The organism is Pseudoalteromonas sp. PAB 2.2 (assembly GCF_001938575.1).
In the GTDB taxonomy this organism is placed as follows: Bacteria; Pseudomonadota; Gammaproteobacteria; order Enterobacterales; family Alteromonadaceae; genus Pseudoalteromonas; species Pseudoalteromonas lipolytica.
Genome location: NZ_LYPI01000021.1, coordinates 38108 through 62992 on the forward strand (window position 1 = coordinate 38108; position 24885 = coordinate 62992).

Genomic DNA, 24885 nt, shown 5'->3' on the forward strand with positions numbered 1-24885 from the left:
AGAGCGGCAATAGCCGCTTTTTTAATGACTGATTTTAAGCGTGATCACACCACTTATAATCAGTAATACACCCGCGATGCGACCAAATGTGGCTGCATCGCCGTAAAACAAAATACCCACTAAAAAAGTACCTGCAGCACCAATGCCTGTCCATACTGCATAAGATGTCCCCATGGGTATTTGTTTTTGTGCAAGCCATAACATGAACCCGCTGGCGACCATAAACGCCACGGCAATCGAAATACCTAACCAGCGGCTTTCTTGATCTTGCGACATTTTAAGCCCAACAGGCCAGCCTATTTCTAATAACCCCGCCACAATTAAGTATAGCCATGCCATTAGTCGTCTCTCTTTTTCAGTATCACATCGTACAAGTCTTCACGACGGTCTTTTAAGTTACGCACGGTTCCTTCGCTGTGAAGAATCTTCAACTTATCCATGTCTAAATCACTGAATAACAGCATTTCGGTATTTGGGGTTGCTTCGTTTAATGTCGCATCGTGTGGAAATGAAAAATCTGACGGCGTTAATACTGCCGATTGTGAATACTGTACATCAAGGCTTTCAACTTCAGGTAAATTACCAACAGAGCCAGCAATAACCACGTAGCACTCATTTTCAATAGCACGCGCTTGTGCACAATGGCGCACACGTAAATAACTGTTTTTAGTGTCTGTCCAAAAAGGCACAAACAAAATATCTAGGCCTTGTTTTGCTAAAATACGCGACAACTCTGGAAATTCAACGTCATAACAAATTTGGATCCCCACACGCCCCGCGTCGGTTTCGAATACCGCAATTTTATCGCCGCCTTGAATAACCCAGTCGTTTTGTTCATGAGGCGTAATATGTATTTTACGCTGCTCATCAATTTTACCGCTTCGATGACACAAGTAGCTGACATTATAAATCTTATCGCCCTCTGCCAGTGGCATTGAACCGGTAATAATATTGGCATTGTATTCAACAGCCATACGTGACATCGCATCGCGAAAAGTTTCGGTGTACTCAGCTAAGTAACGGATCGCTTCTGTTTGATTGCTTTGCTCAGTTAAGCCCATTATTGGCGCATTAAAGAACTCTGGAAATAAAATAAAGTCGCTTTTATAGTCAGACACTGTATCCACAAAATATTCAACTTGTTTTAGCAGTTCTTCTACCGAGTCAACACAGCGCATTTGCCATTGTACAGCCCCTACACGCACTATAGATTTAGTTGATTCAAGCACAGTATCAGTGGGTTCAAACATAATGTTATTCCACTCTAACAACGTAGCGTAGCCCACTGACTCTTGGTCTTCAGGTAGGTATTTTTTTAGCAGTCGCTTTACCTGAAAATCATTCGAAAGCTGGAAACTGAGAATCGGATCATATAATTCTTTGTGATCAACTTTCTCAATGTATTCCATTGGTGACATATCACTGCTGTGATTGTAATAACGTGGAATACGCCCGCCCGCTAAAATAGCGCGTAAGTTATACTGACGACAAAGCTCTTTACGTGCGTCATATAAACGACGACCGAGTCGCATACCTCGGTGGGTCGATGAAATAACCACATCTAATCCGTATAACGCATCGCCTTCTGGATCACTAAAGACACGGTCATGACCATCAACAATATCTTCATAAGTATGGGGGTTAGAAAAACGCGCATAATCAACTTGCACACTCAGTGCTATCCCTACTAAAACGCCATCATCCACAATCCCGATTTGACCTTCAGGAAATTGATCAATCAGTCTGAAAATCGTATGGCTTGGCCACGCGCCCCCCAGCCCAGGATAGGCTTGATCCATTAAAGTTTTTATTTGTGGATACTGCTCTTTCGTTAAATTACAGATCGCTAAATGCGTTTTTTCTGCCGGCATACATACTCCTTTTAGGCACGAGAGGACAAACCAAGCGGCAATGTGCATACTATTCTCTCAACTAATTGATTCTAGTCTGCATCTTTTGCTTGTTATGCTAAACCCTAAGCTTAGCAAATATCAGGTGAACACGTGTTTAATCCTGCGCCCAAATTGTGAACTTTTTTACTGTTATCTATGTGAATAACCTAGAATAGCTGATCACTGCTGAAATTATCATCTATACTTACATTCTCCCTGTCTGTATCTATGAGGTTGGTTTGATAAAACATCTACTTAAACAACCTACGCAGACTGGATTAGAAGAAATTGAACATGTAAAGTTTCTCATCATTTCTAGAATTGCTTATTTTGCGTTAGCAGTTCATGCCTTATTAATACCAGCCTTTGCCCACATTGGAGCCAATACGCTTGCCATAGTAAACGTATTAAGTGTTTTTGCTTGGGGCGGTGGCATCTTTCTTATAAACCAAGGATTAACCTCATTAGCGCTGAGAGTATTTTGCCTCGAAGTGCTCATTCATGCAGTGGTGGTATGTGCAACACTGGGACTCAGCGCAGGGTTTCAATTTTATTTATGGACAATTTCTTGTATTTTAATGATCGACTATCAATTGCCGTTAAAACGCGCTGCTATTTATAGCTTTTTAATGATCATTACCTTTGCTTTGTTATACGTCTTTTTTGCCGAAGTAACCTATACCTTTTCCTACCCTGAACTCATTCCTCATATCAATGTGATCAACATCATTATCGCTGGATTACCCATGGTATATGGCATTGGCTTAATTAGAGAAATAACGATATCACAGCGAATAGAGCTGACAGAAATGGCCTCTCGTGACCCACTTACAAAATTGTATAACCGTCGTTTTGCAAAAAAACTCATCCTAGCAGCCCATAAAAAAAGCATTGAGAACGCTGATAACCTCTGCTTAGTTATGGCTGATATTGATCACTTTAAAAATATAAATGACAGCTACGGCCATGATAAAGGCGACACCATATTGTTGAATATTTCTGCCGCTATTCGTGCTTTTTTAACTGAAAATGATATTGCGGTACGCTGGGGAGGAGAAGAGTTTTTGTTACTACTAGGGCACACCAATCAACAACAAGCCTTTGCCAAAGTCGAAGCATTACGCCAGCAAATTGCAGCCATTAAACCGCATCAAGACTTTCCTGAATTAACCGTCACGATGAGTTTTGGCCTTATTGAATGGCAACCGTTAGCGTCGCTTGAGTGCATGCTGCAACAAGCAGATGCCGCATTGTATAAAAGCAAGCACTCAGGACGAAATAAAACCACCATCGCGACCGGACAAAGTAGCGTATTTAATAACATTGACGCCGTTAGTTAATCGCGTTAATCGTAATACTGTGTACGATATTTTGCGGCAACAGTGGCGTCAACTCGCTAGACACATAATCATTAAACCCTGCACGGTAAAACTCCGATAAAGGATGACCTGACTGACCTCCAGGAATCGCCATAATCGCATTTTCTAGATAACCTGGCTGTACGATAAAGCGCTGTGATGCGCCAAAACTTCGACCTTGTACTGCGGGCATAAAAGTATCGCCAAACCCCGGAGCCGTTGGCATATTCAACAGCTTTTTAAGCACTGGGATCTGCTTAGCGAATGGGTGTTCAATCACCAATTGATTCACTTTTCCCCACTCCCAACTATGTAAATTATTGCCATACTGCTTCGTTAATTTAGCGACGGTGTGATCGAATACTGCCAACATTTGCTGCTGCCAATCGCTGTACTTTGGATTTAACCAGTGTGCCGGTTTTTCCTCAATCAGTTGCCAAAGCGCAGGCTCTAAATCACGCTTTACATATTTCAAGCTACCGCCGTCTAACTTAAGTGTGTTTTCAAGAGGACTAAATAGGCTATTAATAACTTCGTCTCGATAACGTTTCACTAAGGTATAGCCTATTGAATCGCTACAAGCACAGGCTTGCCAGTTGTTAAGCGCTGTTAAGTAAACAGTATATTTATCACCGGCAGCAGTTAATTGATTAACAAGTAAATTATGCCAATCTTTTAAAAAGCGCGCTTCGTTATCGTGTTGTAAGTCATAAAAGTCTTGTTCGTTAAACTGTTGTTTTTCAAATAAGCGATCGCGAATTTGCGCTGAACGAGCCCCCATCGCATACGCTCCATTACCAAAACGCGCATGGTCTGCTGCAGAAACAACACGTGAATTACCCGTCCAAAGGCGACCACTCTCAGGGTTTTTAACAAAGGGGCGATCAGTTTCATTATCATGCCATTTGGGTGAGTAATCTTGCTCCGATACCGCAAGCTGATGAGGCACTTTACGTGCCGGAATAGCCCCCATATTTTTCCATGCCGCACTGCCCTTATCATCAACCACCATGAGGTTTTGCACCGGAATACCAACATACTCTGCAAGCGCTAAAGCGTCATCGACATTGCGCGCTTGCTCAAGCTTTAAAAGCGCCATGTTTACAGCATAATCATGATGGGCAACCCAGCTTAAGGCGTATGGCTTACCGTTAATCTCTGTCACAGGGCCATATTCACTCATCGTTAATGCATAATGCTCAGTGCTGCCATCATTTAAGAGTATGGGTTCGTCGATTTGCCATGTTTTTTCTTTTCCATCCAGTGCAATCCAGTCAGCAGTGTCGAGGTACCCATTGGTAAACCCCCAAGCGATTTTATTATTAGTGCCCACAACAATAGCGGGCGCTCCCGGTAATGATACCCCTGTAATTTGCTGCATTTCTCCCTTTAATGGGTAATTCAATTGCGCGCGATACCAAATGATTGGCACAGCAAACGACAAATGCATATCATCCGATAACATGGCCGACCCTGTGGCGGTTAAATCGCCTGTTACTGCCCAGTTATTACTGCCTACTTCTTGGTTTTCATCAATGTGAGTCATCGCCCACAGCGGCTCATTTAATGCGGGAATCTTGCCTGAATATGGGACTAATTTACTATTATCTAGCGCGGCTTGATAGGGACTCGGTTGAGTTATAAATTCAACCATTGCATTACCGTACCGTTGTTCAATTTCAATCAGTGTTTTATCACGCTCAAAGGTTGCCGTTTGCAAATCTAAGTACATACTAAAAATAATCAGTAAACTGTCTTCACTTTGCCAAGGCTTGGCCTCTGCGCCCGTTAAAATATACTCAAAACTGTCGAAACCAACTTGTGCATGCCCTTCATTGACTCCCGCTGTATAGGCTTTTAATAAAGCCTGATCTTTATCCGGTAACTGTGCGAGCATAATTTGGCTGCGTTGTCGCAATTGATGAAAGCGCATTTTTTTATCAAGGCCTAGAGCTGCTTTTCCAAATAGCTCACTGAGTTCACCCGCAGCATTTCGACGCAATAAATCCATTTGAAAAAAGCGATCTTGCCCATGCGCAAAGCCAAGTGCATAAGCAGCATCTAAACGGTTTTGAGCATGAATTACGGCTTGCCCCAGCTTATCGCGCTCAATTTTTACTGAGTGGGTAATTGCCGAGCTGGTTCCCCGACCATCTAAAGCAGGTAAACTTAAATTCAACACACCATAAGTGATCCCCGTAGCGAGTAGCCCCACTATAAGTAAGCTTATTAGTAACCATTTGATTATCTTAAACATGCCCAAATTCCTTGCGCGAAAGTAACAAATACATGGGTATAGTAACCCGTGCTTTGTGAAAAAATAGTGTTACGATACAAATAATTAAATTTAACGTGGACAGCTCAATTGTCCATTGTTAATTACGACAGAAATTGTCTATAGTAGGAAGATAGTATAATACGCAATAAGACTTATGCCGCTAGCGACTGAAAACGACAATAAAAAGCTAAGAAAACTCAGGCTCGCTTTCTGGTTTTCGCTCGCGCTAATTGTATTCATTGGTTTTGTATTAGATCACATTAATTACAACCGCGGAAAAGACGCCTTTCGCTCTCAAGAACTGGCTAAATTAAGCGCCTACCGTGCTGAACTTGAATCAATCCTCATTTCAAATATCCAGCTTGTTCGTGGCCTTGCGGTCGCGGTTGCTGCCGAGCCCAACCTTGATCAAACACGCTTTGCACAAATTGCAGCCCCTCTATTTGAGACCTCTTCAGAGCTTAGAAATATTGGTGGCGCGCCCGATATGGTTATTCGTATGGCCTACCCATTAGAAGGTAACGAAAAGTCGATTGGCCTTAACTTTTTAGAGAATGCAGCACAGCGCGATGATGCCATTAAAGCACGTGACGAGAATACCATTGTCATGGCGGGCCCATTAGAATTGGTGCAAGGTGGCCACGCATTAGTCGCCCGAATGCCTGTTTTTATGCCACCTGACCATAAATTTTGGGGCTTACTCTCGGTGGTGCTTGATATTAATAAGATCTACACCAACTCTGGCTTGGTCTCATTAGGTAATCATTACGACGTAGCACTACAAGGGCGAAACGGCAAAGGCCAACACGGTGAATTCTTTTATGGTCAAAAGCATATTTTAGAAAACACGCCACTCAGTTTCAGTATTACATTTCCGGGTGGTGAATGGCGCATGTATGCGGCGCCAAAAGCCGGTTGGAGCCCTCCTAGTTCAACAATATGGCCACTTAGGATAGCCATAATTTTGGTTTGTGCGTTATTTGCTAGCGCATCGCTATTTTTCTTAAAAATGCTAGAACGACAATACAAAAGCGAACGAATGCTTGAAACCATGAGCAGTCTTGCCAAAATCGGCGCGTGGTCTTTTAATCTTGAAACCAAAAGCATGTATTGGTCAGATATGACCAAGCAAATATTTAACTATCCGATAAATAAACAACCTGAATGGCCTACCAATTTTAACGGCTTTAAAGCGGGCTTTAGCCGCGACAAAATTCGCCACCTTTACGAGCAGGCGCTTAAACATGGCAAGAGTTTTGAAACACAAATTCAAATTATTAATGCAAAAGGTGATGCGGTTTGGGTTTTAGTCCACTGTGAGGCTGAGCATAAGAATGGTCGATGCATCAAGCTATTTGGCTCAATTCAAGATATAGATGCGCGCAAACTAATTGAACTTGAAAACCAGAAAATAGCACTACACAACGAAATTTTAGCATCTTTAACCGTGAATGATGCAGTCCTGACTGGCAACTTAAACCTGTCTAAGCATGTAATTGTGCAAGCAATTTGCCATGCGCTCAATGTCGACCGTGCAAGCATTTGGTTGTTTAGCGACGATAGGCAGTCACTCAACACTTTTGCTATTCATGATCAGAGCAACCCACAATTTAGTGACCCCATCTGTTTGCAGCAGGTTGAGGTGCAAAACTATTTTGATGCCATTAACAATAATGCCGTTATTAACGCCAGCGATGCTCAACAACATCCCTTTACTAAAGACTTATACACGGATTACCTTGATAAGTTTGATATTCGCTCTCTGCTTACGGTGATTATTCCTACAGGCAGTAAAACTATGGGGGTGGTATGTGCTGAAAAGTGCCATAGTCGCCAGCAATGGAGTAAAAACGAAGAAAGCTTTTTAATTGCCGTGGCTGCACTGATTGGTAGCCTACATGCCAGCCAACGTCGTATAGAAACCGAGCAACAACTGGTGCAAGCGAAAGAAGCCGCAGAGCAGGCTGTTAAAGCTAAAAGTGAGTTTTTAGCCAGTATGAGTCATGAGATACGCACGCCCATGAATGGCGTAATTGGGATGCTTAATATCATCAAGCAAACCAAGTTAGATAGCCAACAAAATCATCATATTCAATTAGCACAATCATCTGCTGAGTCGTTATTGCATATTATCAACGATATTTTAGATTTCTCGAAAATTGAAGCAGGCAAATTAGATATTGAAAATATTAGCTTTAATGTATCAAAACTACTGGGTGACACCGTTGAGTCATTTGCGATTAAAGCAGAGCAAAACAATACCAAGCTTGTGCTTGATGCCACCCAAATTACCCATGAATTTATTGTTAGCGATCCTAATCGTATTCGACAAATTATTAATAACCTACTCGGAAATGCGATTAAATTTACAAAAGATGGCGAAATAATCGTCATTGCGACGGTCAAACAGATTGACGATGCGATGTATTTAGATTGCTCTGTCGTTGATTCTGGGGTTGGTATTAAACCTGAAAAACAAGCCACATTATTTGATTCATTTACCCAAGCCGATGCTTCAACCACGCGCCGATACGGTGGCACGGGCTTGGGTCTTGCTATTGTAAAGCAGCTGTGTAAGTTGATGCAGGGTGATGTCAATGTGGTTAGTTCTTATGGCGAAGGCAGCACCTTTAACTTTTCCATTAAGGTAAAATTAGATTATAAAAAACAGTCCCTCGAGCCTAGCCATATCATTGATAAAAAACAGATATTAATTGCCGACAGCTGTACTCTAAGCAGTAATATTGCCAAAAAGCAGCTGCAATTATGGGGCGCAGAAGTCGAAGAAATAAACGACATGGCCAGTTTATTAAATCGCGCCAAACAACAAAATGGTCAACGTTGCGACGCCATTTTTGTTGATTATCAACTGTATATGCAAGCAAGTGCAGCCGAAAAACAGGCCTTTAAAACACATTTTAATGCAACCCGCTGTAAACGCATTTTAATGGCCCCGATGAGTCTGACAGAAAAACAAACAAGACAAACACTGAAAGTTGAGAGTATTATCTTTAAGCCATTAACGCCCTCTGATTTGTTTAACTCTCTTGCTAACGATAAATATATCGAGCAGCAACAAATCAATAAAGAAACCTTAGTAAAAAAAGTAGCAACGTACACTGTAAATTCGGCATCGCAAATATTGTTAGTTGAAGATAATAAAGTAAATCAGATGGTTGCAGGCGCGCTGCTAAAACAAGCCGGTATTAGCTTTGACATTGCCGAAAATGGCCTTGAGGCAATTGCAAAAATAGCAAACCGAGAACATATGCCCTACGAATTAATTTTAATGGATTGTCAAATGCCTGAAATGGACGGTTACCAAGCGACACGGGCAATTCGTAACGGCGATGCAGGCACAGCACATCGCGAAGTTAGTATTGTTGCGCTTACAGCTAATGCGATGCAAGGCGATAAAGAGCGCTGTTTAAACGCCGGTATGAATGATTATTTAACCAAGCCGCTAAACTTTGATTCACTTAATAAAAAACTATCCGTGTGGTTAGACACCCACCAAGAAAGAGAGTAAAACAATGCAATTATCTCCTAATCAACAACGCGTTATTGGCTGTTTACTCGAAAAACAAAGTACAACACCCGAACATTATCCACTGTCTTTAAATTCATTAACCAATGCCTGTAATCAAAAATCAAATCGGGAGCCTGTGCTCTCTCTTACTGAAGCCGATGTGCAAGACACGCTTGATGAGTTAATTGCATTACGCCTTGTCACTGTTGATGAGGGGCTGTCGGGTCGCGTGAATAAGTACGCGCACCGTTTTTGTAATACTGAATTCGGCAGCTTGCAATTTACCGAGCAGCAACGCGCCATTATTTGCTTGTTATTACTACGCGGCGCACAGACGCCGGGCGAATTAAGAACGCGCAGTAATCGCCTTGCTGAGTTTGCAAGCGTCAATGAGGTCGAAAGCGCTTTAAACTCTCTAATTGAGCAAGAGTATGTTACTCGCTTAGCGCGTGAGCCCGGTAAACGCGAAAGCCGTTATCAACATCTATTTGTTGATCCACAAAGTGTACATGAAATAACGCATTCAGCAGAGCCTGAACACGATCGTGTCGATGAAGTTGAGCAATTACGGGCTGAGATCGACGAACTTAAGCGACATATAGACACTATAAAAGCACATTTAGGGCTTTAATAAAAAGCAGACCCGTAACATAATACCCCTAGATTCAACGCCAAAAATAACATAAATAGGAGCTCTACCATGCGTGCCGATATTCTGGCAGAAATGAAAGTCCAACCCACGATTGACGTAAAAGCGGAGATCACTCGACGCGTCAACTTTCTTAAAAGCCGACTGCTTGCTGCGCACTCGCGCTCGCTAGTATTAGGTATTAGTGGCGGTGTGGACTCTTCAACCTGTGGCCGTTTATGTCAATTAGCCGTGAATGAATTGAACCAAGAGCATAACACCAACGAGTATCAATTTATTGCTGTGCGCTTACCGTACGGTATTCAAGCCGATGAAGACGAAGCGCAAATGGCCGTTGACTTTATTCAACCCAGCAAGCGCATGACCGTTAATATTAAAGCCGCTGTGGATGGCATGCATGAGCAAGCTATGGCGGCTGTCATCGGCGCTGGGGGTGAATTGCCTGAACAAGCAAAAATCGACTTCATTAAAGGTAACGTTAAAGCTCGCCAACGTATGGTCGCGCAATACGAAATTGCTGGTTTTTGCCAAGGCCTCGTTGTAGGCACAGATCACAGTGCTGAAAATATCACAGGGTTTTACACTAAATTTGGTGATGGTGCATGCGACCTTGCGCCATTGTTTGGTCTGTCGAAACGTCAAGTTAGAGCGCTTGCCGAGCACTTAGGTGCCCCAGCACTGCTCGTGCACAAAGCACCAACAGCCGACCTAGAATGTGACCGCCCAGGTTTAACCGACGAAGAGGCGCTCGGCTTAACGTATGAGCAAATTGATGACTTTTTAGAAGGGAGAGATGTGAGCAGTGAAGTAGAGCAAAAACTAACGGCGATTTACCTGCGTACACAGCACAAACGCCAAGCTATCCCCACTGTTTACGACGCGCTTTAAACTGCATTTAACAGCTCATAAACCGTAAATGACACTTCAAGGGCAATTAACAGCAATAAAAAGCCTATTAATTGCCCGCTTTTGACCCGCGCACACACATACGCCCCCAATGGCGCACCAAGCACAACCACAGGGATCGCGGCTAATAAATACGCTTCAATCTGCGCAGTAACTACGTTAAGAAAGAAATAGTTTACACAACTGGCCACCACCGAAGTCAACGCCATTATAATCACCGTGGTTGCTGTCGCACGTTGAATATTCGCATTGTATGCAATGACGAGCAGTGCAAATATGGCAATATCAGCCCCTGAACCAACTAACCCCGATGCAATGCCACCAATAACAGCCACCAGCGCCACTCGCGCTTTATTCACGGTAATATCAGTTTGACTGCAAATATGCTGGGCTCGTCGGTAAATACGCCACGCTAATGTGAGCGCAAAACACAACAGTAGTGAACTAAATACCCCTTTCACGACTAAGCGAGGCACGTAATCTGCAATAAACAGTAAGCTAAAAATAGCGCCCACAATTGCCAAAGGCGCAGCAATCAACACCACGTGCTTGTAATAGGCAATACGACCAAAAATAATTGTTAAAGCCGCGGCTGTCATACCAAAACTTTGAATCGCTAGAGAGAAAACTTTAGCTGTTGCAGGCTCTATTGCTAATACTTTGGTCATCACAGGAAACGCCACCGCCCCGCCCCCTAATGCAGTACCTCCGGCAACAAAGGATCCGAGAGCCATCGTGGCGGCAATACTCACTTGCGCCATAAAGTGACCCATTAGCCCGGTGGCTCCTTGAGAAAATAATAAGGAACAGTACACACTGATAATGAACAGCCATGGCATAAACCGTAACCAATGCCATGACCTTAAAAAAGCAAACATAAGCAGCTAGAAGAACCTCGAGTGCGATTATTATGCCTGACTCTTGAAGTTCAGCAAATGATCTATATAGAGATTAGATACGTAAAAGTTTGCTTACATGATTGCAGTAAAGATGAAATAGTTCTGTAATTTGGTTTATAGTTGTTACAGTAACGTACTCTTAATGCATACCTTATCGCATTAAAAAGTCTAAGGATTTATATTAATTTATGTCATCGCCCATTTTAATTACTGGTGCAGGTCAACGTATAGGACTTGCTTTAGCAGAGCACTTTTTAGCACAAGGGCAAGCAATCATTGTCACTTATCGCACACGTCATGAAGCGATTGATACACTTGCTGGAAAAGGGGCAACCTGCATTCATGCAGATTTTAATAACGACGAAGCAATTGCGCACTTTATTGAACAATTAAAAAGTCACACAAACCAGCTTAAAGCAATTATTCACAATGCTTCAAGCTGGGACTGCGAAGCAAATAATCACGATTATGCTGCCCTGTTCGACAACATGATGCGCATTCACGCGAAAGCCCCCTATTTAATAAATCTCGCTTCGGCAGACTTATTACTTAATTATCAAAAAAACACAGGACACCCTGCCGATATTATTCATCTTACTGATTACGTAGTTGAAAAAGGCAGTCCTAAACACCTTGCTTATTCTGCGAGTAAAGCCGCGCTTGATAACCTAACAAAGTCATTTGCTGCAAAATTTGCCCCAGCAATCAAGGTCAATGCTATCGCCCCTTCACTCATCATTTTTAATGAACACGATAGCGACGAATACAAAGCCAAAACATTGAAAAAATCGTTGATGGGTATTGAGCCCGGCTGCGCCGAAATTATTAACAGTGTAGAGCTACTACTTAACAGTCATTACATCACAGGCCGTTCGATGCCCGTTGATGGTGGCAGACATTTAAAATAACGAATTATTGAGAAACCTATGCACGATGATTTAAAAAAGAGTTACCAAGGCATTATTAGCGCTGTAGGCGAAGACCCTCAACGCGAAGGCTTACTAGATACACCTAAGCGTGCCGCAAAGGCGATGGAATATTTAACAAAAGGCTATCGTCAAACGTTAGATGAAATTACCAACAACGCGGTGTTTACCTCAGATGCTGATGACATGGTATTAATTCAAGATATTGAACTTTACTCAATGTGTGAGCATCACTTGCTACCCTTTGTTGGTCGTTGCCACATTGCTTATATTCCAAATGGTAAAGTACTTGGTTTATCAAAGTTTGCACGTATTGTTGATATGTTTGCGCGTCGCTTTCAAATCCAAGAGCAACTTACTCATCAAATAGCGAAAGCAGTTGAAGAAGTCACTGGAGCAAAAGGCGTGGGGGTGATTGTTGAAGCGAAACACATGTGCATGATGATGCGTGGCGTTGAAAAGCAAAACTCAAGCATGCGCACCTCAGTGATGCTTGGCAACTTTAGGGCTGATCCAAAAACCCGTAACGAGTTTTTACAACTAGTTAGAGGGTAATTATGGCCAATGCAATTATTAATGTAACGAATTTAAGACTGAGAACCTTTATTGGTTTTAACCCAGACGAGCGGGAAAAAAAGCAGGATGTGGTGATCAACTTAGAAATTCACTACCCGGCTGACCAAGCATGTGAAACAGATGCCGTTGATAAAGCGCTCAACTATAAAACCATCACTAAAGAGGTGATCAGTCTTGTGGAGCAAGGGCATTTTTTACTCTTAGAAAAACTCGTTGCAGAGATACTGGCAATTTGCCATGAGCATCAGAGCGTTCATTACGCTAAAGTGCGCGTTGATAAACCTCATGCTCTTCGTTTTGCTGACTCTGTGTCACTCACACTTGACTGGCAAAAAGACTAAAGCAACCCTTCTAGCCCAACCGCAAAGGCAAGCACGGCTAAATAACGTGCGCCTTTGCCAAGGGCAACTAATATCAAAAACACAGAAAATTTAACTCTAAATATTCCCCCAACCACTGTCAGAGGGTCGCCCACAACAGGCAGCCATGCAAACAACAAACTGTATATGCCGTACTTGTTAAATTGCGTTTCTGCTTTTTTAATTGATTTTTCAGACACCGGAAACCATTTACGGTTTTTAAAACGTAAAACTTGTGTTCCTAACCAATAGTTTACACAGCTCCCTAACACATTGCCTAAGGTGGCACTAAGCCACAGTAACCATAAAACGTAGTTGCCTTTGGCTACCATCGCGGTCATGACTAATTCTGAGGAACTCGGTAATAAGGTGGCTGAAATAAAAGCAGTAAAAAAAAGTGATAAATAGGCCATTGCACACCAAAAAAGACAAGCTCAGCACGGTTACTGAGCTTTAACAGTATATTGCAATCCCATTATTTTATAAATTCAATACTCAACGGGTAGTTAACGTCTTTACCATCATTGGCCTTAATTGCACTGACCACCACCATGATAAAAGCAAACACCGCAATCACAGGCAGTAAAATCACGCCAATCACTACAAAGATAAGTAAAAAACTCACGATGTAGGCGATCATCATGGTTAATTGAAAATTAAGTGATTTACGGCCATGCTCGGCGACTAATGGCATTTCATCCTTTTTAGCAAGCCACACTATAAGCGGACCAATCACGGAACCAAAGGGGATCAACAGCCCTGCAAACGAGCTTAAGTGGCATAACATCGCCCAAGTGCGTTGCTCTTTATTACATTCCACTAATTCAACTTTTTGATTATCTTCCATTTTATCTCCTTGTTGTATTGTTTTCGTTTTTCATTTGCCTATATTATGAGGGCAGATTAAAAATTAAACGCTCACGATGCAAATGAAAAAAACACGCATAACACTGATACTCTGTAGTTTTCTAGCAACCGCTTGTTCTTCAAACGGAGCAAAGCAAGCTACGACCCCAGCGTTACCTCAAAACGATTACGTCACGTTTATTAAACCAGGCGGATCATTTAAACATAGCCAATTTACTGATATTGAAAACTATATCGTACAACTTAAGAATAAGAAAAAACTAATTATTTTATTTGCCACCTGGTGCGCTGATTCTCAGCGTACTATTGAGCAATTACAAGCAAGTCCATGGGTCAATAATTCTGAACTGCAAATTATTGCGATTGGCCGTGAAGAAAATTCCACGTCGTTGGCACAGTTTAAACGTGACTACCATCTTAACTATCCGCTTATCAGTGATGAAAATCGCACAATTTATAATGCCTATGCAAACAAAGGGATTCCTCGCCTATTGCTACTCGATGAAGATAACCGACTGATTCAAGAAGAAAATGGCGAAGATGTATACGCCCTTGAACGGCTACTTAATTTGCTGTGATAAAAAAGTGATAACTTCGTGAGGCTTTCTTGATATTGCGCTTTGATACTGTTTTTAAATCATCAAAAACAGGAAAGAACAATGAAAGCTTTACCTTTATCAATGTTAGCAGCCAGCGCTTTGACTAGTTTTTTAGGCCAAGCGGCTGAACTGGACATTAAACTGACCAACCTCACCCAAGGGTTACATTTTACCCCAGTGCTCATTGCAGCCCACAACAGTGAACATAAGTTATTTAACGTAGCAATGCCTGCCTCAACGGCATTACAAACAATGGCTGAAGGCGGAAATTTAGAGCCTTTAATTAATGAAGCGACTGCTGCAAGTAGTGACATGGTTGCGAATCCTGCAGAAGGCTTATTAGCGCCTACCAGTTCCACTATGGCCACATTAACCACCAGCGATGGCAACAATTATTTATCGCTAACTGCAATGTTACTCCCCACCAATGATGGTTTTGTCGGCTTAGATAGCTGGATGATTCCATCGCAAGCAGGAACTTACACCGTGTATTTAAATGCTTATGATGCGGGTACAGAAGCCAATGATGAACGTGTTGTTGAGGGTGCGGGTGCGTTAGGTGTTTTAGGTATTCCTGCGGCACCTGGTGGGAATGCTGGTAGTGGAGCAAGTGGTGTAACAAGTAACGAAAACAATACCATGGTACACATTCATCCAGGTAACTTAGGTGATGACGACCTCGAAGCGGGTATCAGTGATCTTAATAATACAGTACACAGATGGCTTAACCCTGTTGCGATGTTAACTGTAACCGTGAAGTAGGAGGCCGTTATGCGCTTTTCAAAAAGCTTAATTATACTCGCGCTGGGTGTAAGCCTCGCAGCATGCAGTGATTCAGATAACAATGATGTGGAAGTAAAACCTCCCGTGGTTGTCACTCCGACAAGCTACGAATTTACTGTGACAATAACCAATTTAACCGCCGCACAACCTTTTTCTCCTGTTGCCCTTATCGCTCACACAGAGGGTATGCTATGGCAAATAGGAAACTCTGCTTCAGAGGCATTAGAAAGAATGGCCGAGGGCGGTGATAACAGCCAACTATTAACCGTTGATTTTGCAACACACGCTCAGAGTGCTGAAAGCCCACTACCTCCGGGAGAGCAACTTACTCTTACACTCACCACGGAGCAGCTTGAATCATTAAAGATTAGCTTAGCGACAATGTTGGTGAATACAAATGACGCTTTTACCGGTCTTAATGCTATAGACGTGTCTTCGTTAGCTGTTAATGAATCACTTTCTCGCCATAGTCATGCTTATGATGCTGGTACAGAGACCAACTCAGAAGCACATGGTACGATCCCAGGTCCTGCTGACTCAGGAGAAGGTTTTAACGAAAGCCGAGATGATATCAACAGTGTAGCAATGCACCCTGGTGTTGTTAGCCAAGATGATGGTTTACGAAGTTCAGTGCTAACGAACCAACATAAATTTGATAACCCTGTTGCTCAGATAATCATAACGCGGACGCAATAATAATAGCACCCACTTACGCTGAGGGCATAGGGAGGTGCCTTAGCGATTTGGATATGACTATGCGCACAGAAAAAGTATTAATTGTTGAAGATGACCGAACTATACGACACTTGATCGCCACCCAGTTACAAAGCTTAAACCTACACATTGATGAAGCATGCAGTGCTGAATCAGCGATTAAAAAGCTTGCTAGCAATCACTATGGGCTTGTATTACTAGATATAAACTTGCCGCAGATGGATGGATTAAGTTTATGTCGAAAAGTTAAGGAACATTACCCAACTATCGCAGTAATTTTACTAACCGCTCTTAGCAGCGATATGGATAGAGTTATAGGGTTAGAAATGGGAGCAGATGATTATATTTGCAAACCTTTTTTCGCCAGAGAGTTACAGGCACGTATAAAAACCCAACTACGCCATCGCGCACAGCTTCTTATGGCACAATCAAGTAACGAGCAAACTGAGAAACAACCCATAATACAACTAGGCAAACTGCACATAGAATTTGCCAGCCACCAAGCAATTAACTTAACCGCCACCGAGTTTGATTTACTGGTGTATTTTGCCAAGCACCCGAACCACGTATTTAGCCGACAACAATTACTCGACCAAGTGTGGGGTTATCAACACAGTGGTTATGAGCATACAGTGAATTCACATATCAACCGTCTGCGGAGTAAATTTGAGCAATACCATCAAACACCATTTATAGAAACCGTCTGGGGTGTTGGCTATAAACTAAACCCTCGTCAGTTGAGTGCCAATTAATGCACTCGATGACCTTATATCAAAAGCTCGCATGGTCGTTCATATTTATTTTTAGCCTGTTGTGTGCACTGGTATTCAACTGGAGTAAACAGCTGGAGCAAAGCGCCCAAGATCATGCACAACAAAACCTGCATTTACAGTTAGCTGAGCACCTAGTGAATGACAATCCATTAATTAAACAAGGTGTCTATGACTATAAAGCTTTGGAGAACTTATTTCATACCTTGATGATCCTCGGCCCGGCTTTTGAATTCTACTTTGTTGATTCAACCGGTAAGTTACTGACCTATTCGGCTAAACCTGGGCAAGTAATTAAACAAAAAATAAATCTCGTCCCTATCAAAGAACTAATTAATAAAACGAGTACAACACCGATTTACGGTGATGATCCTCGCAGTAATACCCAAAAAATATTCTCTGCCGCGCCGGTTTATAACCAACAACAATTGCAAGGTTATTTGTACGTGATTATTGGTGGTCAAACCTTTGATACTTTACTTAATAATATTAAAAGTAATGACATTCTTAAGATTGGTGCAATAGGGTTTGTAGTTGCAGTCATTACGTTACTTATTATCATGCTTATTCTCTTTCGATTTTTTACCTTACCCCTCACGCAGCTAAATAACGAGATTTGCCAAATTAGAGCGGCAAATTACAGCTTAACAAAAATGACACAAAGCCCACGCTATTCGGGTAACAATGAAATAGGTAACTTAAGCAAAGGAGTTCATGGCATGTTGTCTCGCATTGATGATCAATTAAAATCGTTACAACAGGCAGATAAACAGCGCCGCGAGTTACTCACTCACCTTTCGCATGATTTAAGAACACCGCTTGCTTCATTGCACGGATTTATTGAAGTAATAAAAAAACCCAAAAGTCATTTGAATGAACACGAAAAACAGCACTACTTAAGCCTTGCTATGGATAACTGCCAGCAGTTAAAACTGTTAATAGAACAAATTTTCGAACTAGCGCACTTAGAAAGTGGCCAAGTAAAAATAAACACAGAAACCTTTAATCTAGGAGAGCTTATTTATGATTGCCTGGCCAAGCTAGCATTAACTGCACAAAAAGCCGGCATAACTCTCCAGGTTATCCCTGAAATCTGCGATTTCACCGTGACCACGGATATTGCCAAACTAGAACGTATATTAACCAACCTGATCGAAAATGCTATTCGCCATACTCCGGAAAAGGGCACTGTCTCAATTAGCGTGTCACAGCAAAGTGAGCAACTTTACGTCACAGTATCAGACACGGGTATCGGCATACACGAAGACGAGTTACACGCGATCTTTGAGCCACATTATCAAGCACGAAACAGTATAAAACGAGGAACATTAGGGCTAGGGTTAGCAATATGCAAGCACTTACTAACCCTAATGGACAGTAATATCGAAGTGAAGAGTACCTTAGGGAAAGGCAGCCAGTTTCGCTTTAACTTATCAAAATAGGCATCAATAAAAGCGCATTGATGCCTTTTTGCTTATTGTTGATAACCCGCTAAATCAAGCATAAAGGCATAGTACAAGGCGGTGTCTTGTAAGCTTTTAAAGCGTCCCGACGCCCCTCCATGCCCGGCTTCCATATCTGTTTTAAACAGTACTAAATTGTTATCTGTTTTGTATTCGCGCAGTTTAGCAACCCACTTTGCAGGTTCGAAATATTGCACCTGCGAATCATGTAACCCTGTAGTGACCAACATATGAGGATAGGCTTGTTTTTTTACTTGATCATACGGTGAATATGACAGCATATAATCGTAAAATACTTTTTCATTCGGATTACCCCACTCGTCATATTCGTTGGTTGTTAGTGGTAAACTTGTGTCTAACATCGTGGTGACTACATCAACAAATGGCACTGCAGCAATCACCCCGCTATAAAGCTCTGGCGCTTGATTAACGACCGCCCCCATTAATAACCCTCCGGCACTGCCTCCCATGGCAAATATGCGTTCTTTGTCACCATACTTTTGTGCAACTAAAGATTTAGTTACATCAATAAAGTCATTAAACGTATTTTTCTTATGAAGTAATTTGCCATCTTCATACCAAGGGCGACCAAGCATTTGAGAGCCACGAATATGTGCAATCGCAAACACAAAACCGCGGTCGAGTAAGCTCAAACGCGAGCTCGAAAAACGCGGATCCATCGTCGCACCATACGAACCATATCCGTATTGTAAAAGAGGGTTACTGCCATCTTTTTTAAACTTATCTTTACGATAAACAAGGCTGACCGGTACATCAACACCATCACGGGTTGTTACATAGATACGCTCAGATGCATAGTTACTTGGCGTAAAGTCACCCAAAACGTTGCGCTGCTTAAGCACTGTTTTTTCGCCGCTTATAAGGTCGATATCGTAATGGGTATCTGGGGTTGTCATACTTGAGTAGTAAACACGTAAACGAGGATTATCCAGCTCAAAATTTCCATAGCTATCAACCATATAAGTTGGATCATTAAAAACAATCACTTGTTCATTTTGGTTTCGTAAGTCACGAATAGTTAAACGGGTTTGCCCCATTTCACGTTCCTTGTATACCAAATGATTCTTAAATAACTCGATATCTTCAAGTTTAACGTTATCCCTACCCGCAATCACCGTTTGCCAATGGCCTTTATCATGCGCTTGTGATTGATGTACCTTCATTAATTGAAAATTAACGGCATGTAGATTGGTGACTATGTAGTACCAATCCCCGTGCTTTTTAATACTATATTCAAGTTCTGGTTCACGCTCAATGAACCGCTTCGGCAAAGTACCTGTGTCATTTGCATCAATAACAGAGACACCAGAAGCACTAGTACTTTCATGATAAATATAGATTTTTTGATGGTCTTTACTCTTACCTATGCTGGTGTAATAGCGAGTATCTTTTTCTTCGTAAACCAGTTCATCATCAGCTTGTGGGGTGCCTAATGTATGGCGATAAACCTGATAACCTAATAACGTTTGTGGATCTTTTTTAATGTAGTAAAAAGTGCGGTTGTCATTTGCCCAAACAACATCTCCCTCACTCCCTTCTATCGTATCTTCCAGTCGCTCACCACTGACCAAGTCTTTCACTCTAATGGTATAAATACGCCGACTTAAAGTATCTTCACCGTATGCCAATAAATGCCCATTAGGGCTTACCTCTAAGCCTGTTACAGCAAAGTAGTCATGCTCTTTAGCAAGCTCATTAACATCCAATATGACTTGTTGGTTGTTACCATCACTGGATTTGCTTCGCACATAAATTGGATACTCATCATCACCTCGCGTCTGCGATGAGTAATAATAGTCTCCCTTTTTGGTAGCCACAGAGTTATCGTCTTTCTCTATACGACTTTTAAGCTCATTAAAAAGTGTATCTTGCAGCGCTTTTGTATGCGCCATCGTGCGATCTACGTAAGTATTTTCAGCAGTGAGGTGGGCAATTACCGCCTCATTTTTACGCGCATCATCACGCATCCAGTAATAGTTATCGACACGCGTATCACCATGAATACTCATTTCATGGCGAATTTTTTTTGCAATAGGTGCCGCTATACCTGCATTTTCTGTGATACGTGATTGCTCAATATTATGTGCGGTATCAGGGACTTTATTACACGCCGTTAAAACGGCAAATGAGAGTGCTGCAAAGCAGAGAGAGTAACCAACGTTCATGAGATTCCTGTTGTATTTTTTATTATTCATCCTCCAATATAAGTAAAAACAGAGCAAGATATAAGCATGCTTTGTGAAGCAATGTAAAAAGGGAGCCGAAGCTCCCTTTATTAATTACAAATCAAGTCATTACTTTTGCTTGCGACGGCGCATAAATGCAAACGGTGCAGCTAGTAAAGTTAACCATGCTAATGAACCTGAATCATCTTTATCATCATCGTCATTACTACGAATGTCATTCACTTCAACTTCAACGTTTACTGCGTCTGACATATTGCCGGCAGAATCAACAGCAATTACAGAGAATGTAAATTCACTTTGGAATTCATAATCAAGCTCGCTCGCAACACTAATAACACCATTAGTATTAACAGTAACTAAGTTGCTACCCGATACGATAAATTCAACAACTGGCGTTTCATCTGAATCAGGATCAGAGAACTCTAACGTGCCAATCACAGTACCTAAAGCAACATTCTCATCAACAGAGAAGCGTTGTCCTGAAGCTATAACAGGCTTAGATTCTGCTGGGTCTTCTGTAACTTCAATAGTAACTAGAACAGCCTCAGACATATTTTCAGCACTGTCTATCGCAGTAACCATTAATTCGATAACTGGTGTTGTATCAAAATCAATTTCACCTACAACAGTCAGGCTGCCCATTTCATCAATAGCAATACCATCATGACCTTCTACTGAGTAAGAAACAATTGGCGTAGTTTCAGCGTCTGGATCAGATGCCAAAACAGTACCAATCACTGTTCCTGACACTGCATTTTCTTGAACAGTAAACATTTGACCCGCTTCCACAACTGGCATCATTTCAGCGGCTTCATCTGCTAAGTTATTAACCATTACTGTAACCATAGCCGGTTCAGAAATATTGCCAGCAGAGTCAGTTACCACAACTTCTATCTCTATAGACACAAGTCCTGCGTCGAAATCAAGCATTGCTTCATCCATTACAACAACATCACCTTCAGAAGTTACTGAAACAGCTGTTGAATTGGAACTGAGTACAATAAACTCAGAGATAGGGTTTGCAAGATCTGCACTGTATGTTGCTTCAAGTGTGCCAATAACAGTACCTGTCGATGTATTTTCATCAACGCTAAACATTGCATCAGAAAGAACTGGGGCTGAATTTGCGTCATCACGAGGTGTTGCTACAAATGCTTTAGAACCTGAATCAGACAGGATCATGAAGTCTGCACCTGCGTTTAATAGCGTTGCTGATGCACCAGGCTCAACTGAGCTTACTGCTTCACCAGCTTCATTCACAAGTACAGCATATACATCATTAGAAGCATCAGTAAACGTATATGTTCCCATTGCAACATCGCCTGCACCTGTAGCGATTGGTGTCCATGTTTCTTCCTCTGTACGGAAGCGAACATTTGCTGAGACTTTACCAATATCTTCAGCAGTTAAACCAAAATCACCCAAGCAGCTTTGCATTGTTAAGTGATTATTACCAATGATTTGATAGATATTATTCAGCGCGCCAGAGCTGCTTCCATAACCATGTGTAAAGGTAATTGCAGTACCAGGCTCAACATCATAGAACCACTCAAGTTTACCATTTTGAACTGTTACATCGTATGTACCATCTTGGTCTATATCGAAGTCAGCCATAAAGCCACCCACATAAGAGTGAGTGATACCTTCATTCATCACTACCGTAGTTAAAGTAACAAAACCGCTTGCACAGACTTCTGTTGGCACAGCAAACGTCTCAATTGACGCGCCCACTAAATCAAAGCGTTGGTCTTCATCTATTTCATCAGTCATTACTGTTGGTGCAAATACTGGTTCAAGTGCCACTGCACCAGTATTGGTTAACGTATGAGCAAGGCCATCTTCTGTCATCACAGGGGTAAAGCTCATTGCAGCGTTTGCTTTTGGTAATACGTGATACACAAGGTGGAATGCTCTTTCACTACCATCAGAGAAGACTAACGCACCATCAAGCTCTAAGTTTGTTAAATCAGCAGTGACTGCTTGCGAGCCAATGTTATCATCAGTCAATGTCCACTCTGGTAACGTAGTAGGGTCAATCGTTGCTGTCACATCAAATGATAGCGTTTGACCTGCAGGAACAGTGATTGTCTCTGGGTAATCTAATGAGAATGAACCACGGTCAATATCGTTTTGATAACGCTGTTCTAAAGAAAGCGAATACACTTTGACTTCATTCGAGAAGTTCTTAACTTGTACCGTTTTTGTTAATTTAACTGTTTCTGATGCATTCACTAAACCAAACGAAAGAGCCGCTTGTTTGGTATCTGCTGCCCAAGCAGCAACAGGTAAGTTTGCAGCTTTATTAACATCAACTAAACCCGCACCGATGTAACTAATTGGCGCAAGTTCAGCATCTGGGTTAAGTGCTAATGGCTCCATTGTTACGTTTAAGTTAGCGGTATTCATTAACGTTGCTTTAATTTCAAGTGCATTGCGCTCTGGTAATGCTTCTTTCAGTAAACTCACTGCACCAGCCGTGATAGGACCAGAAAACGAAGTACCTGTAGCGCCTGTTAAACCATCACCAAGACCTGGGTGAGCCGTCATAATGTTCACGCCCGGCGCGGTAATTTCTGGTTTTAATAAACCGCCCATTGATGGACCACGTGATGTAAAGTCTGCAATTGCACCAGACAATACTAAACGCTCAACAGTTAAGTTAAATGTTCCACCCGCTTTAAGCGCAGCACCTGCTGTAAATGTTACACCTACAGAAGGAATTGTGACTGCTGCATCGGCACCGCCCATAGGTGCTGGCGTGCCATCATCTGTATTATTTGCAATGACAACGAACTCTGCACCTTTTGCTTGAGCTGCTAATACTTTAACTGTGAATGCACACGCACCACGGTCAATAATCACACCTTTGCCAGTAAAATCAACGTCATCAGCAAATGCTTCACACGCTGTTTGATTTGCTTCTGGGTAAACTAATTCAATGTTGTCATTTGTGTAACTAAATGCAGTTTGTGGACCGAAGCTAGCTGGTTGAACAATGGTTTCTTCATCGTTAACTGTACCGCTAGCAACTGACTGCTCTTCTGTAGGGTGAGTCATTGCTCCAACAGACAACGCATTCTCTGTTGTACTCGGACCACCAACAATAAATGGGTATGCACCATCATTACCCGCTGAAATAACCACGTTAGTGCCTAGCTTTACAGCCTCATTAATGAAAAGTCCAACCGCGTCGTTAGCAATGTCACCATAGTCACCACCTAAAGACATATTAATGACATCTACACGATCAGAAATATCACCATCACCATCAGGGTCCATCGCATTCTCTAACGCAAGTAATTGCGCCAATCCTGGACAGTTAGCAGCACACACTGAATAAACAAATAAATCAACATTTGGTGCAATGCCATTCACAGAGTGAGATACATGCGTACCATGGTTTGTCGTTACATCTATTGGATCCGCATCATTATTAATGTAATCGAAACCACCAAGCACTTTTCCTTGCGGCCAATCAACAGTTGTAGGGTCTGCAATGGCTGCTTCATAGGCAGCTTCAGTGCCTTCACCACCAAATGCAGTGTGCGTATAATCAATACCTGTATCTAGTACAGCAACACGTACACCTTGACCCGTCGCTAAGCCATTCGCTACAAGTGGAGTCGCTTCAATATAGTCAGCACTATCAGCTACATGTAATTTGTAATCATAGACGGGATAAATACCTTCAACTTGCGAGTTTGAAAGTAATTTTGCGATATCTTGTTTGTTACCATTCAGTACAACCGAGCTTACAAGTGTTGATGTCTTAGCTACAACTTGAACGGGTAAGTCCATACTCTGAATAGCTTGCTCTACACTGGCTTGTGCTAATTTGGCTTGTGCTTGAACTGAGGCAACATCTGCCCCTAAACTTTTTGCATTAATAGTTGCTGGCACATTTAATTTAACTAACCAACTAGTCACTTCACTGCGAGTATTTTGTTCTTTTTTACTTACCGCACTCGGTTTAATTAATTCTTTACCTGCTAGATTATATTTTGAAAAATCATTCGCTTGCGCGCTGGCACATAGTGCACTAGTCACAGCTAAAGCAACGGCTGTTCTTTTTATTAGATTATTAGACATGGGTTCCCCTGGGATATGTTA

20 protein-coding genes are annotated in these 24885 nt (G+C 42.0%); 12 read left to right on the forward strand and 8 right to left on the reverse strand.

What is annotated here, in order from left to right:
• Nucleotides 1–21 precede the first annotated feature (21 nt).
• Nucleotides 22–339, reverse strand: coding sequence for a multidrug efflux SMR transporter (locus tag BWD47_RS17580; RefSeq protein ID WP_036974404.1), 318 nt, complete (start codon nt 337–339; stop codon nt 22–24).
• Complete coding sequence (locus BWD47_RS17585) at nt 339–1871, reverse strand: carbon-nitrogen hydrolase family protein (RefSeq protein WP_036974402.1); 1533 nt, start codon at nt 1869–1871, stop codon at nt 339–341. The genes BWD47_RS17580 and BWD47_RS17585 overlap by 1 nt, the downstream gene beginning before the upstream one ends.
• 260 nt (nt 1872–2131) lie before the next feature.
• Between BWD47_RS17585 and BWD47_RS17590 the strand changes: the two genes are divergently transcribed.
• Nucleotides 2132–3232: a diguanylate cyclase gene (locus BWD47_RS17590; protein ID WP_256719419.1), complete on the forward strand. Its 1101-nt coding sequence runs from the start codon at nt 2132–2134 to the stop codon at nt 3230–3232.
• Here BWD47_RS17590 and BWD47_RS17595 read toward each other — a convergent pair.
• On the reverse strand, nt 3225–5507 hold the full coding sequence (locus BWD47_RS17595; protein ID WP_075594393.1) for a penicillin acylase family protein: 2283 nt from the start codon (nt 5505–5507) through the stop codon (nt 3225–3227). The two genes, BWD47_RS17590 and BWD47_RS17595, sit on opposite strands and share 8 nt — an antisense overlap.
• Before the next feature lie 175 nt (nt 5508–5682).
• Here BWD47_RS17595 and BWD47_RS17600 point away from each other — a divergent pair, with 175 nt between their 5' ends.
• The 3 genes from BWD47_RS17600 (at nt 5683) to nadE (ending at nt 10594) form a co-directional block, all read left to right on the forward strand.
• Nucleotides 5683–9057: a response regulator gene (locus BWD47_RS17600; RefSeq protein ID WP_075594394.1), complete on the forward strand. Its 3375-nt coding sequence runs from the start codon at nt 5683–5685 to the stop codon at nt 9055–9057.
• Nucleotides 9058–9061: 4 nt separating this feature from the next.
• Entirely contained in the window at nt 9062–9688 is a 627-nt protein-coding gene (locus BWD47_RS17605; RefSeq protein ID WP_065978876.1) for a YceH family protein, read from the forward strand.
• Between the two features lie 69 nt (nt 9689–9757).
• The gene (gene nadE, locus BWD47_RS17610; RefSeq protein WP_074989619.1) at nt 9758–10594 is read left to right on the forward strand and encodes an ammonia-dependent NAD(+) synthetase; all 837 of its coding nucleotides are present in this window, start codon (nt 9758–9760) and stop codon (nt 10592–10594) included.
• On the opposite strand, the gene BWD47_RS17615 is transcribed toward nadE, so the two are convergent.
• Nucleotides 10591–11385 carry a sulfite exporter TauE/SafE family protein gene (locus BWD47_RS17615; RefSeq protein ID WP_227006857.1) on the reverse strand — a complete coding sequence of 265 codons (795 nt, stop codon included), beginning with the start codon at nt 11383–11385 and terminating at the stop codon, nt 10591–10593. The two genes, nadE and BWD47_RS17615, sit on opposite strands and share 4 nt — an antisense overlap.
• A 314-nt stretch (nt 11386–11699) precedes the next feature.
• On the opposite strand from BWD47_RS17615, the gene folM reads away from it, so the two are divergent.
• The 3 genes from folM to folX are packed head-to-tail and all read left to right on the forward strand — an operon-like array spanning nt 11700 to nt 13354.
• Nucleotides 11700–12419, forward strand: a complete 720-nt coding sequence (folM, locus tag BWD47_RS17620; protein ID WP_036974391.1) for a dihydromonapterin reductase — start codon at nt 11700–11702, stop codon at nt 12417–12419.
• 18 nt (nt 12420–12437) lie between these two features.
• On the forward strand, nt 12438–12992 hold the full coding sequence (folE, locus tag BWD47_RS17625; RefSeq protein WP_036974389.1) for a GTP cyclohydrolase I FolE: 555 nt from the start codon (nt 12438–12440) through the stop codon (nt 12990–12992).
• Between the two features lie 2 nt (nt 12993–12994).
• A complete protein-coding gene (gene folX / locus BWD47_RS17630) occupies nt 12995–13354 on the forward strand; it encodes a dihydroneopterin triphosphate 2'-epimerase (RefSeq protein WP_036974387.1) in 360 nt (119 codons plus the stop codon).
• On the opposite strand, the gene BWD47_RS17635 is transcribed toward folX, so the two are convergent.
• Together BWD47_RS17635 and BWD47_RS17640 are read right to left on the reverse strand one after the other, a co-directional pair.
• Nucleotides 13351–13785 (reverse strand): YqaA family protein, encoded by a 435-nt coding sequence (locus BWD47_RS17635; RefSeq protein ID WP_036974386.1) that lies wholly within the window; start codon nt 13783–13785, stop codon nt 13351–13353. The two genes, folX and BWD47_RS17635, sit on opposite strands and share 4 nt — an antisense overlap.
• A 62-nt stretch (nt 13786–13847) precedes the next feature.
• Nucleotides 13848–14219, reverse strand: coding sequence for a DUF4870 domain-containing protein (locus BWD47_RS17640; RefSeq protein ID WP_036974384.1), 372 nt, complete (start codon nt 14217–14219; stop codon nt 13848–13850).
• Nucleotides 14220–14301: 82 nt separating this feature from the next.
• Between BWD47_RS17640 and BWD47_RS17645 the strand changes: the two genes are divergently transcribed.
• From BWD47_RS17645 to BWD47_RS17665, 5 genes are all read left to right on the forward strand, one after another.
• Entirely contained in the window at nt 14302–14817 is a 516-nt protein-coding gene (locus tag BWD47_RS17645; protein WP_075594415.1) for a TlpA disulfide reductase family protein, read from the forward strand.
• A gap of 81 nt (nt 14818–14898) precedes the next feature.
• Nucleotides 14899–15600 (forward strand): spondin domain-containing protein, encoded by a 702-nt coding sequence (locus BWD47_RS17650; RefSeq protein WP_075594395.1) that lies wholly within the window; start codon nt 14899–14901, stop codon nt 15598–15600.
• Between the two features lie 9 nt (nt 15601–15609).
• Nucleotides 15610–16317, forward strand: a complete 708-nt coding sequence (locus BWD47_RS17655) for a spondin domain-containing protein (RefSeq protein ID WP_075594396.1) — start codon at nt 15610–15612, stop codon at nt 16315–16317.
• A 59-nt stretch (nt 16318–16376) separates the two neighbouring features.
• Nucleotides 16377–17087: a response regulator transcription factor gene (locus tag BWD47_RS17660; RefSeq protein ID WP_075594397.1), complete on the forward strand. Its 711-nt coding sequence runs from the start codon at nt 16377–16379 to the stop codon at nt 17085–17087.
• Between the two features lie 8 nt (nt 17088–17095).
• On the forward strand, nt 17096–18547 hold the full coding sequence (locus BWD47_RS17665; protein WP_075594416.1) for an ATP-binding protein: 1452 nt from the start codon (nt 17096–17098) through the stop codon (nt 18545–18547).
• A 32-nt stretch (nt 18548–18579) separates the two neighbouring features.
• Here the strand turns inward: BWD47_RS17665 and BWD47_RS17670 are convergent, their stop codons facing one another.
• Together BWD47_RS17670 and BWD47_RS17675 are read right to left on the reverse strand one after the other, a co-directional pair.
• A complete protein-coding gene (locus BWD47_RS17670; protein WP_075594398.1) occupies nt 18580–20754 on the reverse strand; it encodes a S9 family peptidase in 2175 nt (724 codons plus the stop codon).
• A 129-nt stretch (nt 20755–20883) separates the two neighbouring features.
• Nucleotides 20884–24864: a S8 family serine peptidase gene (locus BWD47_RS17675; protein WP_075594399.1), complete on the reverse strand. Its 3981-nt coding sequence runs from the start codon at nt 24862–24864 to the stop codon at nt 20884–20886.
• Nucleotides 24865–24885 lie beyond the last annotated feature (21 nt).